This is a genomic window from Paraferrimonas sp. SM1919, assembly GCF_010993985.1.
GTDB lineage: Bacteria > Pseudomonadota > Gammaproteobacteria > Enterobacterales > Shewanellaceae > SM1919.
This window is the reverse complement of the sequence record NZ_WINH01000013.1, coordinates 25500-38441: the sequence shown is the minus strand read 5'-3', so window position 1 is coordinate 38441 and position 12942 is coordinate 25500. Positions and strand designations below refer to the sequence as shown.

Below are 12942 nucleotides of genomic sequence, written 5' to 3'. Positions count from 1 at the left end.
AGCCTTAAAGTGATTGGTTAAGGAACTTAAGCATGGAGTCGGCAGATGAAACCACTTTGGCATTCATCTCATAAGCACGCTGGGTAGAGATCATTTCTACCATTTCATCTACCACACTGACATTTGAGCCTTCTAGGTGCTTATGTTTAATTGAACCAAATGCACCTTCCCCTGGAATGCCTTCAACCGCTGGGCCGCTGCCAGCGGTTTCACGGAAAAGGTTACCGCCGATTGCTTCAAGGCCAGCAGCATTCGCAAAGTTGATTAGGTTAATTTGGCCAATTTCCTGAGGCTCGACATCACCTGCTACGCTGACGGTAACTAGACCATCAGTACCAATTGAAATACCGGTGGCTTCTTCTGGTACCTCAACTTGAGGAACCAGAGGCAGACCGTCGCCATTTACCATTAAACCCTCAGAGTTTAAGTGAAATTGGCCATTGCGAGTGAAAGCACGCTCACCATTGGCCATCTCGATTTCAAAGAAACCTTGGCCAATAATCGCCATGTCTAAATCTTGGTTGGTGGTTTCAAAAGTACCTGAAGTGAACACCTTTTGGGTACCTGTAACCCGCACGCCGTTACCAATTTGTAAGCCTGTTGGTAATTGGTTCTGTTGGTCTACTTGGGCACCTGCTTGACGCTGAGTTTGATAGAATAAATCACTAAAACCGACGCGAGATTTTTTAAAACCTACCGTGTTGACGTTAGCGAGGTTGTTGGCAATCGCTGACATCTTAGTGTCTTGAGCGGCTAGGCCGGTTTTACTTATCCATAGTGCTGCTTGCATAGTTTATTCCTTAATAATTAACTGCCACGGATCAGGCGATTACCTGCTTGGGCTAATGAGTCGGCGGCTTTCATCATTTTTATTTGCATTTCAAATTGACGACTCATGTTCATATTGGCGATCATCTCGGCCACTGGGTTAACGTTAGAGCCTTCTAAATGACCTGTGACTAACGATACCTCGTCATTGACGTCTAAAGGTTGGTCATCGATGGTTTTATAAAGCCCGTCTAAGGTTTTGGTTAATTGATTATTGGCCGGATTAACGAGTTTAATGGTATCAAGTTGCACACTTAAGCCACCGTCTTGAGGCTCCATGTTAATCATACCGTTGGCGCCAATGGTGATGCGGCGATTTTCAGGAATTTCAATTGCACCATTAATCCCCATCACTGGGCGGTTGCCTAATACGAGTTGGTTATCACCATTAATTCGCAGTTGCCCAGTACGCACATAGCGTTCCTGCTCTCCCTCTGCGACCGCAAAGTAGCCATCCCCTGAGACAGCAATATCAAGTTCTCGTCCTGTCACCTCTAACTCCCCATGAGCAAAAGAGGTACCCGCGGCAACCGCATGGTTTAGCACCCTAGCTTGATAGCCAGTGCCTTCTAAGCGGTGCGCTTCAGAACGTTCAAACTGGGCCTTGAAGCCCATCGAGTCGCCATTCGCTAGGTTATGGGCATGCACTTGCTGCCCTTGCATGGCTCGAGTTGCACCACTTACCGCGGTGTACATTAACTTATCCATGACAACCCTTAGATAGCGTTAAATAGTGCTTTAGTTAGCTGGTCAGCCGTACTAATGGTTTTTGCGTTTGCTTGATAGTTACGCTGTGCTGACATTAGGCTAACGAGTTCACCAGTAAGGTCTACGTTAGAGCCTTCATAGGCGCCACCCACAAGCGAACCTAAGGTGCCTGAATCAGGGGTGCCAACGAGTGGAGAACCTGAAGCAAAACTTGCTTCCCAAGAGGTTTGACCCACTTGACGTAAACCTTGGGTATTAGGGAAGTTAGCCAGTGCAACTTGACCTTGCATACGGTCTTGACCATTGGTGTAAACCGCAAAAATAGAACCATCGTCCTCGACACGAACGCCGGCAAGCTCGCCAGAGGTGTAACCATCTTCAATGGACTTGTTGACGTTGAATTCAGCCGCATATTGGGTCGATGAGGTGAAATCAATATTTAAGTTCATCAGGTCAGCACCAGTTTGGGGATCGATACCGGTGAAGTTATAAATTTGCCCTGCGCTTAGGTTACCGGAGGTATCAAAACTTAAGGTATGGGGTGCGCCAACCGTCGCCCCATTTACATGGGTCTGTACTTCCCAAGTATTCGGCGCTGTTTTAGTAAAGTATTGGGTCATTACATGCTCATTACCTAATGAGTCATAAATTTTTGCTGAACTTGATGCGTTGAAACTTGAAGGATCAGCCGGATCAAATGCAACAGTTGCACGGTCAACTTGAACTAAGCGTGCGTCGAGGTTCATACCCAGCTCTAGGTTTTCACTGGCTTTAGCAGGTAATGATGCTGCGCTAATCTTAAGGTCTGTGACTGCACCAGTGTTAAGCTGGCCATTGGCGTCTACTTGGTATCCTTGGAGTTTTTTGCCATTGTTATCAACGATAAAGTTATTGCGATCTTGTTGGAAGAAACCTGAGCGAGTATAAGTAGTTTGGCCTGCAGATTTAGTCATGAAAAAACCATTACCAGAAATGCCTAAATCGAGAGCACGGCCGGTATTGATCATGTCACCGTCACGGTCAAAGTTTTGGGAAACGTTAGCGTATTCGACACCGCCAGCTTGGCCACCTGAATAAATGGAGGCAAATTCACCTCTACCAGCTTTAAAACCAGCGGTTGAAACGTTAGCGATGTTATGAGAAATCGTGCCTAAATCTTGAGAAGTAGCGCGTAATCCGCTTAATGCAATATTGTATGACATAGTAATAATCCTTTATTGTTAAGCGCCAATTTCGCGCACTTGGAATAGGGGAACTTGGCCGATACCGGCAAGGTTAAGCATCAGCGAACCATCAAGCCCACTGATTTTTACTGAATCTACCGTGGCATTAACTAATGACGCTACGGGTACCATTTCATCACCGGCAGTAGCATTAATTTCAAGACTGTAAGTGCCAGGTTCTAGGCCTAATTCTTCTGGGTTAATGTGGTATTGGTTTTCACCAGCATGTTGTTGACCTAGATTAATTTGGGCGACTTCTGCACCATACTCATCTTTTAAGGTGACGGTGACTTGGTCGGCACTGCTGGCAAGGTTAATTGCGGCTTGCTGTGGCTCGGAAGTAAGGGCAATGGTGTTGCTCTCTAGCACGACTTCTTTGCCCACTAAATTGGTGGTTTGCAGTACTTGTAAGTTATTCAGTAGCACATTTTGACTGGATTGCTCCATCCGCAAAAATTCTAAAGACTCAACTTGTGAAAACTGTGCTAGCTGCGACACATACTCAGTACCATCCATCGGGTTAAGTGGATCTTGGTTATTGATTTGCGCCACCATCATTTGCAGAAACTCATTTTTTAATGAGGCGCTACTTTGACCACTGGTGCCCAATTGGCTGTTGTATTGATTGATATTATTAATTTCCATCATAGTTTCCTATTATTGACCCAGCTTCAATAAACCCTGTTGCATTGACTTAGCGCGGTTCATTATTTCAACGCCACTTTCAAAGCTGCGGCTCGCTGACATCATGTCAGCCATTTCTTCAACCATGTTGATATTGGGTAAAAATATAAAGCCATCTTCATTAGCAAGGGGATGGTCTGGTTGATAACGTTTTTCTAAAGGGGCATCCGATTCAACCATTTGTGCAACTTTGACAGAAGCATTCAGTAATTGTGGCGCGCCGAACTCTTGATTAAAGTTTGGGCTTTGCTGCTGGTAAATCGTGGCAAACACGGGTTTGATCGCACGAAAGGCTTGTTCTGCTGAACCTGCGGCGACGTCGGCGTTAGCCATGTTACTAGCAATAGAATTTAAGCGCGTGGTTTGGGCATTCATGGTCGCCCCAGCGATTTGATACAGATTATTTATAGACATAGTTATTTACCTTCAATCGCTTTATGTAAGCCATTTATTTTCATTTTTAAGAACGTCAGGCTAGTTTCGAAATCCATGGCATTTTGAGAATAGGCAGCTTGCTCGCTGTGTAACTCAACGGTGTTGCCATCTTGGGAAATATGGAGCGGATTGCGATATAGACTTTCTGCAGACATGGCAACATTAAGTTGTGAAATTGGCGCCTCAAGCTGGCCGGCTACATCTTGCATTACAGCCTTAAAATCAATGTCTTTCGCTTTAAAGCCTGGGGTGCTGACGTTAGCGAGATTACCCGCAATCATGCCAGCACGTTCAACCCTAAGGGATAAGCTATAAGGATGGACACCCAGTGCCTTTTCCAAACTAATTGCCATGAAATATCCTCTACAATAGATACAATTAAATTTCTTTGTGGCAATATAAGCGAAATCTATGCCAATCTTTGAAAACATAGGTATACCGCACTCTTAGAGGGTTTTTATTAATAAATTAAGGAAGTTACGGAATGACCTTTTCCGTTATTTTAAATTGGATTTTCCGCACTTTTTTGCTGGTAGGCTTGATCGTCAGCTTATTGTCGGTCGCCCATGCGAATAGTCAAATAAGCGCTAAATTAAGCCAATTAGTTAAACAGGATATTGCTCAATGGTCAGGCAGACAAAAGCTCACCCTGTTTGATGTTAACGTTGTAATTGAACCATCAGTGCCTTGGACTAAAATCGCAAGTTGCAGTTATAACTGGCGCCTTAAGCCTATTAATAATCGTCCCATCAGTACCCAGTACCGTCAATTTATCTGTGGTCCTGAAACATTAACAACCCATTGGCAATTTCGTGCAAAGGTAAGTGTCGACGCTTTTGCTAACGTTGTCCGTTATAAATCGGCCTTACCCAGAGGCAGCCAGTTAGCACTAAAGGACCTCTATACCACTAAAGCGTCTATTAACAGCTTAAAACGAACGTTTGTAGGGGACCCTAAACAATACTTAGGCTCAGTACTCACTCGGAAGGTAAGAAAAGGGCAGTTGCTTAATCCACAAAATTTACGTTTACCATACCTGGTCAGAAAGGGTGACGAAGTTGTGATTAAAGCCAGTAGTGATAGCTTTAATATATCAATGAAAGGTATCGCCCTAAGTACAGGGGAAAGGGGCAGGCAGATAAAGGTAAAAAACCTCACCTCAGGTAAAATTATCAAAGCTTATGTGGCTGATTTAGGTGTGGTGGAAACCCGATTTTAGTCAATTTATTGACAGCGTCATTTTTTTTGTAATTTAATTTAAGTTTGGACAGTTTATGTTCGCCTTAAAGATATGACGATTTAGTTTACACCGAAAGGAGTAATTTTATGGAAATAAATCCATTACACGGAAGCCATAGCGTCACTCAGGATGTGGTAAGTACTGAGCACGCTAGTAATCAAGTGCAAACAGTTAAAGCACCTGAATCTGTAAAAGAGTTAACCCCAGAGTTAAGTCAAGACTCTCAGTTAATGAATACAGCGACCCATGAGCTATCACAGCTGCCCGATGTCGATATGACCGTAATTAAGTCTATCCGTCAACAGCTTGAATCTGGCGAACTGCCAATCCACTATGGTGAACTCGCTAAAGCAATTAGTGATTTTCACTTTAGAGGCGAAAAGGATTAAGAGAGATTAACATTGACTTCTAAAGTGCTTACTTTGCAAGAAAAAATGAAAATCCTAGTCAATGGAGTGGCTAAGGATAAAAGTGATTATCAGAAATTATCTCAGTTATTGATGCAGCAACGAGAGTTTATGCTTAATCACGATAATGCTCAATTGTTGCAAGCTAATCAGCAGCAACAAGATTTCTTAAGGCAAATAAAAAAGCGCGCAGCGTTTAGGTATCAACTGCTTGTCAGTTTAGGTTTAGAGCCTAACTCTGAAGGTATTTCAAAATTAGCGAGAAAGTTACCAGAACGCCTCGCTAACCACTTGTTACAACAGTGGCGTGAATTAGAGTTGTTATTAACCACCTGCAAAGAAGCAAATGAAGTCAACGGCCGTATCCTCGCCAACCAAATGGAAAGCCTGGCTTTGATGCTTACCCCAAAGGCAACAGAAACCTATGGGGAGCAACGTTTAGCAGGTTTTAATGGTTAAATCTTTATTCTATAAAAAAGGGCTTTACCTGCGAGGGTAAAGCCCTTTTATTTTGGCTGTTATTTGCAGCAGAAAATAAAAAGGCCTTGGTATCACTACCAAGGCCAAATATTAATCGCTTAACTAATGGTGATTAGTTCATGCCGTATTATCCATTTTGATGTTTCCATTCGATTTTGTTTGATCTCTGTTGTCTTGCAAGTCGTTGCTGTTATAGTGTTTTTATTAAAGTGATGTTCCGGTTTGATTTTCTTGGAGCATAATTAGAAATGCATTCTGTGTACACTGGTGTGTACACGAATTGGCTGGGAGGCTAAATTGGGCAAATTGTATGACAAGCAATTAAAGTCATTAAACGGAAAGCCACAGGAAAAAGTGTTCGAGTTACCAGATGGTGAAGGCTTGTCTATTCGAGCCTCCCTTAAGGGGAAGCTCAACTGGCAATATCGCTATCGCTGGGGCAATAAGCCTAGGCGTTTAGGCTTAGGGGTATATCCTGAAATGAGTTTAGGTGATGCTCGGGAGATGGTTAAGCAGTGTCAGAAGTGGCTTAATAAAAACCTTGAGCCACATGTGCAAGTAGAGCTAGAGCAGAACCAGGCTGTTGAAAAAGTAACAGTGAGGCAAGCTTTAGAGTATTGGATAGATGAGTATGCCAAGGAGAATCGTGCTAACTATCTAAAGCATCAGCGCCAATTCGAAGTGCACATATATCCATATATAGGGAAGTTGCCTTTAGAAGAGGTTGAAACTCGCCATTGGTTAGAATGCCTTGATAGGGTTCGTAAAGGTGTACCAGGTAAACGTCGGCCCGCCCCCACTGCTGCTGGGTATATTTTAGGTAACAGCAAGCAAGCCCTTCGTTTTTGCCGTGTAAGAAATTTTGCTCATTCTACCGTTCTTGATGATCTTACAGTAAATGATGTTGGTGCTAAGGCCGCAAAAAAAGAACGCTACTTAAGCATTCCTGAGTTAACCAAGCTATTGCATTGGTGCGCTGGCGATAAAGGTAATACCTATTACCGTACTCTTGGCTTTTTGCTTGTTTGCTTTGGTGCTCGTACTCAAGAGATCAGAGAGTCAAAGGTACAAGAGTGGAACCTTACTGAACGAATATGGACTGTGCCGGCAAGTAACAGTAAAACCGGTAAGAAAATAATTCGCCCTATACCTAATAAGCTTATTCCGTTTATCAGTGAGCTGGTGGCTGCTAAAGACAGTGGTGATTGGCTACTAGGGGATTACAAACGAAGCGAGGCAGTAAGCGCCTACGCAACAACAGTAGAGAAGGCGATTGCCAGCCAAGAAAAGTGGAACTGGCATGATCTGCGTAGAACTTTTGCAACTCACATTACCGACCTAGATATTGCTCCGCATATCACTGAATTACTTTTAGGCCATGAGCTAGGTGGTGTCTTTAGTACCTACAACCGTAATACTTATTTAAAAGATAAACTTCATGCTTTAGATACATGGGTGGACTTTATTGAAGGGTTGATTAGCTCTATTGGTGATAATGTAAATGAGATCGAGATTAAATCTCAAACAAAGGGGGTACGGTATGGTTAGCATCTTAGGTGTAGGTTTTTTAGTATTTCTGATACTCAGTTTGCTTTTTGTTAATTGAATGTCTTATACCCCCCTAGGGTATGACTTAACGTAGGCAATTAGAATCCTTTGAGTTTAAATGTAATTAAATTATTAGCTTAGTTTAACTTTGCAGCTGTTGGTATGATTTTTATAGCTAATCTAGCTGCATTTTAGGCTATTTCATATGATATATTCAGGTAAAAATTATAAGAGAAGCTAGGTTTTAAGATGTTTGGAAATTTTATTAGTAAAGTCAAACAAGGAATAAAAGAGTCATATCTAGAGGATGCGTATAAAAGGCTTGCACCGATTTCTAGAGTGCAGTTAAAGCCTAGCCAGATGACAAGAGCTACAGCTTTTTTTAATGCTGTATCCGCATATGCACTTGATGAGCCGGAAATTATCAACTTCAGCACTAAGGTTCAGCTATTGGTAGCATTAAGTGCGACAGCTGATGCCGCTGGATCTGAAGGAGAGCGGGATATTAATGAGTTCATGCAGGATTTGTTTACATTTCATTGTAAAAGGCTTTTAAAAGATAAGAGCCTGAGTCAAAAAGAATTTGTCTGCGTTCAGAACCTTTCTGCAAAAATTGATGTATATAACTAAGGTGAAAAAATGTTGTTTAGAGCATTAAAAGAAGGCGTTGATAAAGGGCTAGCAGATGTGCATTTTAAGGAGTATTCAGATTTACTCCCTGGTGAGAAAAAAGATAAAAAGCTAGCATTAAAATACTTTGCTCACTACACCTCTAAAATTAAACATTTTAGAGTTTACGATAAGCTACCTGAGAAAGCTCCTTTAAAACTGAAGTTTCTGTTTAGTATCATGATCGCAATAAAGGAGCTGAAGAAAAAAAATGAGATTCAAGCTATTAAGGTTCTAGCTGAGCTTTTTCGGATAACCAGGAACAGCCTGGTCTCAGATGAGAATACTAGGGTTGATGTAATTGAAGCTGTACATATGGCAGAAACTAGCATGTCTAAAAATATACTTGTGAATGTTAACTTAGTGTAAATTTTATTTTTCATCAAAAGCTTAAATTTATTTTTGATGTAGTGTTTGCTTCAGTGTGCTGTCCTTCACCCATTAGCTATCAACTGCTGCACCCGTTTATTAATTCTTATAAAGTAGTGATAAACGGGTATGAAACTTAGAAATTTTATTGATAATGTTGGTTAGTATTATCAAAATGATGTAATCCTTCCTTTTTGTAATAAGCTTCTCGCGCTTTAGCGTTCATGCCACCATGTACCGGGCAATTTTTACCTGTAAGAGCAACAAACTGAGCCAAAGTTATAGGGCCGCCGCTAGTTACTGGTTTTTTGCATTGTCGTCCATTTTTTAGGTGGTGGTTGCATTGTATTTGGCCAGAATCTTTCATCCACCTTTGATAGTCTAGATAGCTTAAGCTAAACACACTTTCGATGAGTAACTTCGGATTACTCACGATTTCTTGATACTTTTCTAACGAGACTTTGACCTCTATATCTCTACTTGGTGTATCAATATATACAGGAACCCACCAGCCCTTCTTATGTGAGAACTTTAGAAATGGGAGTATGTAATAATCACGATCTACCTCATTAAAGTAGGGGGCCTCAGCCACAAGATACTTGCCTATTTTCTTAGAGCGTCGGGGATAATTGTTTAATAGTACTTCTTTTTCTTTATCTGAGACATTTGACTCAGCAATGCTAACCATAATTTGACCAGCTGGAGATTGGTGTCGATTGTTTGAATTGCTCATATTACTTCTTCACTTATGCCTATTGAGTTGCTGACTCCTTGTCAAAAAATCATCATCCCTAAAATTCGTGAATAGATGTTATATATCCAGAATAGTCTTATCAAGACTTTTTTAGTTAGTTTATGGTTTATGAAAGTCGGTTATAGCGTGTGAAGATCTTCTAATCTTATTTTCATAACACTCTTGATATGCAAACCGCTCAGAAACTAATTGGCTTAAATGTAAAAATTGAACGTACTCGAAAGGGCTGGAACCAATCTGAATTGGCTCATAAGCTCGGAGTAGAGCAAAGTTATGTAAGTAAAGTTGAGCGTGGTGAGATAGCGGCTTCTTGCGAAAGGGTCTATGAAATTATTCAAGTGTTAGGCTGCGAACACACCGACATCTTCCCTGATGTGTCCGAGCTTACTGGGTAGCCTTATTTGACTACCATATAGTGAAACCTAATAGCTTCTATTTATTAGACACATTATATACCTCATTATGACCATATAGAGGCAAATGCCGCATCGGAAGACTTTGGCTTAGGATTGGCTTTATCTATTGAGAATCGAATCGGAATGTTGAAAGCTGACCCGAAGCCGATAGCATCACCCCTAGGTAAACCTGAAATTTCACTAAGAGTATGTTCGTTACCATTTTCTATCGCATGCCTTAATGCATTGATGTCTCGCTCATTAGTTAAGCGCAAAGAAATCCAATTTGAACACATGGCAAGGACTGTAGAAGATAGCTCTGAAGGCCTCTGCGTACTCACGAGTAAGGAGCAGTTAAATTTTCGTCCTTCTTTTGCAAGCCTTTCGTATGCTTTAAGTTGAGTGCTTTCCTCTGAAAAAGGGTCCCTAAGGTAGTGATGTGCCTCCTCTAAAAGAAGCATTGTTGGGTAATTTTGCTCTTGGCCTCTTTTAAACAATACATCAGAATACATTTCTAAAAGTGAACCTAAAATCATTGGGGCATGGTCATTTGCAATATTTTTTAAGTTAATGATATGAACATCCCAGTCTTGCGATTCCCCTGATTTTTTCCCAAATATATAATCGACTTCTTTTTCAACTTCTTCATCCCACATTAACAAAGGGCTGTTAATAGTTTGGCCACCATTTAAATTAACTATATTATTAAAGCGTGGATCATCTACAAGTTGCTGAATAATCTTTACTAGTGGCAATACATTACCATAACTAAAGGCATCTCTTTTACTTGTACCGTTAGGTGTGAATGCTTGGCAGCCAAATTCAGCAACAAGGTTAGCTATTGCTTTAAAAGGAGGCCACTGTTGGAAATACGGAATTGAGTTGCTTCTTAATTTTGTTAGCCATTGGTTTAAATGTTCTTGCCCTTCTTGTCGACAATCATCAACTAATTGGAACCAATTTGGTTCCGTCGAAGGAGGTATTGTTTCTTTCGTCCATATGTTCCCATCCTGTGCTTTCATAACCATGTGAAGTGACTTCAATGCATTTCGTAAAGCTGGTAATTGTGTTTTGTCACTTGGCCTTAATAACTTTATTAGCCCGGCATAGCCAAATGCCTGATAAGGAATTTGATGATAGATAGGGTGTTTGCCATCGAATTTGATAGGTGGTGGTACCGGGGGGAAGCCTGCTGAATTAGTTGTTGGTGGTGGGATACTTCCTAATATGGTCTCTTTAATACGGTTATGCCCAATAAAAGCATCAGCATACTCCCCATTTATATCGAATATAACCAGTCTAGACTTTTTGAACTTATTGAGAATCCTTTGTGACAATAAAGCATTGAAATTTGATTTCCCGTAGCCAGTACTACCTAAGACTGCCAGATGTCTTGAAAGTAGAGAATTAAGGCCAGCATTTACTTTAGTTGTTCTAGTTCTAGAGTCTCGTCCGAGCTCAATTGTTGAGGCTTTTTCGTCTTCATTTACTCCGTAAATAGTCTCTAAATAGTCGCTTGATAGTGGGATAGCTTTGGCTCCTAATGTTGGTAGCTTCCAGCTCTCGGAGACAAACTTCTGATTTTCGCCATCCTGATATACATAACCAATTGAATATGCGATCAATTGCCTTAAGGGAGTATCTGTTACATTCATTGTACCGACATTAGAAGTGTGGGCCTTGTCTGGATCAACAAATGCCATGTCCGTTACTCTAGCAATAACTAGACTAGTCCCAGCATCAAATCCAATTAAATCACCAGGTTGAGAGACTGAACTTACTCCTAGTCGGTGAGCTGCCAATTGACCTTTGTGTCCCTCAAGTAAGTTAACGCGAATTTTGGTACCTTCAAGAGCAACAACATAGCCAATAGAATCAACGGTTTCTATGCTCATATTTGATTACCACTTAAAACTAAATCATTAATAGCTGACACAAGCTCTTTCGTAGAAGTGTCTTTAGGGAAGAGCACGGGCTTCGGAATGTATTGAACAAAGGCATCGAAATAAGCTTGAGAACCGCCACCTACAATTGTGATTTGATTTAGCGAAAGAGATTTAATCTTTTTGATGCACTTTTGGGCTTCATTTAAGTTTTTAGCATCTTTGGATATGTTACTGAGTTCAGGAAAGAAAATAACAATGTGTAAAGATGGGTTTAGCAATGCACCCAGTATGATCCTGTTAATATGGTAGTCGCCAAATCCATATCCATTGACGAAAATAGCAGTCTGAGGTTTGGATAGAAATTCGCTAAATCGGCGAAACATTTCGCCATATACAAAGCCGATAGTATGGTGGTATTTATTGGCACCAGGATAGATTAGGAATTGTTTTTGATATACGGGCTTACCGCTTAGCAGAGGGCCGATGTAGCGGGTTTTTGCTAGCGCAGAAGGGATTTCCTTTATTTCATTATCATGCTCTTGAACCCAAGAGAGTGAACCATGTAATTTATGCAGATAGGCGTGATAGTGGCCAAACCTTGCTTCCCCTTTTGCATTGACGTTCCTAAAGCTCAAGTCAAAGTTTTGAGGTTGAAAAGTTCTAGTGTGAAGCCCAGAGAAGCCGTTAATGAGTTGAATGCCTATTTCTTCAGCAGCCCATTCTAAAGAGAGATCATAATTGGTGGTAAAGAGCATAGGTGCAGCTTGACCTGGTTGGCGATTTGAAATCAATTTTTCAAGTAATTCTCGATGAAATCGAAATTTATCTTGTGAGCCAAGATTCTCTTCTCCAAAAGCTTCTTGCTCTACCAGTAGTGCCGCTTTGGTAACAGATTGATATAAGCAAAGTAAGATTTTTGATAGACGCTGACTATAGGAGGCTTCTTCTTTGTCTTCAGTATTAGGGGGCGCATTTTTGTACACAGATAAATATTGGGTAACTTGATCTAAAAGCTGCTCGACATTGACATCTTGATTATCAATATTTTTTTGAGTAACAAGATTAAAAGCTAGTAGCTCATCTATGAGGAAATCATTAGCCCCTGTTGCATCGAGCCATACTTCCTTCATTGTCATGCCGCCACAACCTGCAGATGCGCCAGCTCCAAGCAGGACCCCGATGTTCTCTAATTGACATAAAGACGCTAAATGACTTGTAAAGTCACCATCAGAAATAGGCAAGCCGCCTTGAAATATATAATCCGTCATTTTTAATCTACATCAATCAAGTGTTCTACAAGTTTGCTATTTTTATTG

Annotated in this window: 16 protein-coding genes; 7 read left to right on the top strand and 9 right to left on the bottom strand. The window is 41.1% G+C overall.

What is annotated here, in order from left to right:
- Positions 1 to 4 precede the first annotated feature (4 nt).
- The 6 genes from flgG to flgB are packed head-to-tail and all read right to left on the bottom strand — an operon-like array spanning position 5 to position 4231.
- The gene (gene flgG / locus GFB48_RS09420) at positions 5 to 790 is read right to left on the bottom strand and encodes a flagellar basal-body rod protein FlgG (RefSeq protein ID WP_163934427.1); all 786 of its coding nucleotides are present in this window, start codon (positions 788 to 790) and stop codon (positions 5 to 7) included.
- A gap of 17 nt (positions 791 to 807) precedes the next feature.
- Positions 808 to 1536, bottom strand: coding sequence for a flagellar basal body rod protein FlgF (locus tag GFB48_RS09415; protein WP_163934423.1), 729 nt, complete (start codon positions 1534 to 1536; stop codon positions 808 to 810).
- A gap of 8 nt (positions 1537 to 1544) precedes the next feature.
- Entirely contained in the window at positions 1545 to 2738 is a 1194-nt protein-coding gene (gene flgE / locus GFB48_RS09410; RefSeq protein WP_163934420.1) for a flagellar hook protein FlgE, read from the bottom strand.
- An 18-nt stretch (positions 2739 to 2756) separates the two neighbouring features.
- Positions 2757 to 3404: a flagellar hook assembly protein FlgD gene (locus tag GFB48_RS09405; protein ID WP_163934417.1), complete on the bottom strand. Its 648-nt coding sequence runs from the start codon at positions 3402 to 3404 to the stop codon at positions 2757 to 2759.
- Between the two features lie 12 nt (positions 3405 to 3416).
- The gene (gene flgC, locus GFB48_RS09400) at positions 3417 to 3857 is read right to left on the bottom strand and encodes a flagellar basal body rod protein FlgC (RefSeq protein WP_163934415.1); all 441 of its coding nucleotides are present in this window, start codon (positions 3855 to 3857) and stop codon (positions 3417 to 3419) included.
- Positions 3858 to 3859: 2 nt separating this feature from the next.
- The gene (gene flgB / locus GFB48_RS09395; RefSeq protein ID WP_163934412.1) at positions 3860 to 4231 is read right to left on the bottom strand and encodes a flagellar basal body rod protein FlgB; all 372 of its coding nucleotides are present in this window, start codon (positions 4229 to 4231) and stop codon (positions 3860 to 3862) included.
- Between the two features lie 131 nt (positions 4232 to 4362).
- Here flgB and flgA point away from each other — a divergent pair, with 131 nt between their 5' ends.
- The 6 genes from flgA to GFB48_RS09365 all read left to right on the top strand — a co-directional run bounded on the left by flgA (position 4363) and on the right by GFB48_RS09365 (position 8591).
- The gene (gene flgA / locus GFB48_RS09390; RefSeq protein WP_163934410.1) at positions 4363 to 5097 is read left to right on the top strand and encodes a flagellar basal body P-ring formation chaperone FlgA; all 735 of its coding nucleotides are present in this window, start codon (positions 4363 to 4365) and stop codon (positions 5095 to 5097) included.
- A 107-nt stretch (positions 5098 to 5204) separates the two neighbouring features.
- Entirely contained in the window at positions 5205 to 5507 is a 303-nt protein-coding gene (gene flgM, locus GFB48_RS09385) for a flagellar biosynthesis anti-sigma factor FlgM (protein WP_163934407.1), read from the top strand.
- A 45-nt stretch (positions 5508 to 5552) separates the two neighbouring features.
- On the top strand, positions 5553 to 5984 hold the full coding sequence (locus GFB48_RS09380; RefSeq protein WP_163934404.1) for a flagellar protein FlgN: 432 nt from the start codon (positions 5553 to 5555) through the stop codon (positions 5982 to 5984).
- A gap of 318 nt (positions 5985 to 6302) precedes the next feature.
- Positions 6303 to 7553 (top strand): site-specific integrase, encoded by a 1251-nt coding sequence (locus GFB48_RS09375; protein WP_163934401.1) that lies wholly within the window; start codon positions 6303 to 6305, stop codon positions 7551 to 7553.
- Positions 7554 to 7802: 249 nt separating this feature from the next.
- The gene (locus tag GFB48_RS09370; RefSeq protein WP_163934398.1) at positions 7803 to 8183 is read left to right on the top strand and encodes a hypothetical protein; all 381 of its coding nucleotides are present in this window, start codon (positions 7803 to 7805) and stop codon (positions 8181 to 8183) included.
- A 9-nt stretch (positions 8184 to 8192) separates the two neighbouring features.
- On the top strand, positions 8193 to 8591 hold the full coding sequence (locus GFB48_RS09365) for a hypothetical protein (protein WP_163934395.1): 399 nt from the start codon (positions 8193 to 8195) through the stop codon (positions 8589 to 8591).
- A 145-nt stretch (positions 8592 to 8736) separates the two neighbouring features.
- Here GFB48_RS09365 and GFB48_RS09360 read toward each other — a convergent pair whose 3' ends face one another.
- Positions 8737 to 9324, bottom strand: coding sequence for a hypothetical protein (locus GFB48_RS09360; RefSeq protein WP_163934392.1), 588 nt, complete (start codon positions 9322 to 9324; stop codon positions 8737 to 8739).
- Between the two features lie 188 nt (positions 9325 to 9512).
- Between GFB48_RS09360 and GFB48_RS09355 the strand changes: the two genes are divergently transcribed.
- Entirely contained in the window at positions 9513 to 9740 is a 228-nt protein-coding gene (locus tag GFB48_RS09355) for a helix-turn-helix domain-containing protein (RefSeq protein ID WP_163934389.1), read from the top strand.
- 65 nt (positions 9741 to 9805) lie between these two features.
- Here the strand turns inward: GFB48_RS09355 and herA are convergent, their stop codons facing one another.
- The gene (gene herA / locus GFB48_RS09350; RefSeq protein ID WP_163934386.1) at positions 9806 to 11635 is read right to left on the bottom strand and encodes an anti-phage-associated helicase HerA; all 1830 of its coding nucleotides are present in this window, start codon (positions 11633 to 11635) and stop codon (positions 9806 to 9808) included.
- The gene (locus tag GFB48_RS09345) at positions 11632 to 12894 is read right to left on the bottom strand and encodes an SIR2 family anti-phage-associated protein (RefSeq protein ID WP_163934384.1); all 1263 of its coding nucleotides are present in this window, start codon (positions 12892 to 12894) and stop codon (positions 11632 to 11634) included. The genes herA and GFB48_RS09345 overlap by 4 nt, the downstream gene beginning before the upstream one ends.
- Positions 12895 to 12942 lie beyond the last annotated feature (48 nt).

Excerpts from the sequence above, each read along its gene's own strand:
- flgG (WP_163934427.1), bottom strand. The coding sequence starts at position 790 with ATGCAAGCAGCACTATGGATAAGTAAAACCGGCCTAGCCGCTCAAGAC.
- GFB48_RS09415 (WP_163934423.1), bottom strand. The coding sequence starts at position 1,536 with ATGGATAAGTTAATGTACACCGCGGTAAGTGGTGCAACTCGAGCCATG.
- flgE (WP_163934420.1), bottom strand. The coding sequence starts at position 2,738 with ATGTCATACAATATTGCATTAAGCGGATTACGCGCTACTTCTCAAGAT.
- GFB48_RS09405 (WP_163934417.1), bottom strand. The coding sequence starts at position 3,404 with ATGGAAATTAATAATATCAATCAATACAACAGCCAATTGGGCACCAGT.
- flgC (WP_163934415.1), bottom strand. The coding sequence starts at position 3,857 with ATGTCTATAAATAATCTGTATCAAATCGCTGGGGCGACCATGAATGCC.
- flgB (WP_163934412.1), bottom strand. The coding sequence starts at position 4,231 with ATGGCAATTAGTTTGGAAAAGGCACTGGGTGTCCATCCTTATAGCTTA.
- flgA (WP_163934410.1), top strand. The coding sequence starts at position 4,363 with ATGACCTTTTCCGTTATTTTAAATTGGATTTTCCGCACTTTTTTGCTG.
- flgM (WP_163934407.1), top strand. The coding sequence starts at position 5,205 with ATGGAAATAAATCCATTACACGGAAGCCATAGCGTCACTCAGGATGTG.
- GFB48_RS09380 (WP_163934404.1), top strand. The coding sequence starts at position 5,553 with ATGAAAATCCTAGTCAATGGAGTGGCTAAGGATAAAAGTGATTATCAG.
- GFB48_RS09370 (WP_163934398.1), top strand. The coding sequence starts at position 7,803 with ATGTTTGGAAATTTTATTAGTAAAGTCAAACAAGGAATAAAAGAGTCA.
- GFB48_RS09365 (WP_163934395.1), top strand. The coding sequence starts at position 8,193 with ATGTTGTTTAGAGCATTAAAAGAAGGCGTTGATAAAGGGCTAGCAGAT.
- GFB48_RS09360 (WP_163934392.1), bottom strand. The coding sequence starts at position 9,324 with ATGAGCAATTCAAACAATCGACACCAATCTCCAGCTGGTCAAATTATG.
- GFB48_RS09355 (WP_163934389.1), top strand. The coding sequence starts at position 9,513 with ATGCAAACCGCTCAGAAACTAATTGGCTTAAATGTAAAAATTGAACGT.
- herA (WP_163934386.1), bottom strand. The coding sequence starts at position 11,635 with ATGAGCATAGAAACCGTTGATTCTATTGGCTATGTTGTTGCTCTTGAA.
- GFB48_RS09345 (WP_163934384.1), bottom strand. The coding sequence starts at position 12,894 with ATGACGGATTATATATTTCAAGGCGGCTTGCCTATTTCTGATGGTGAC.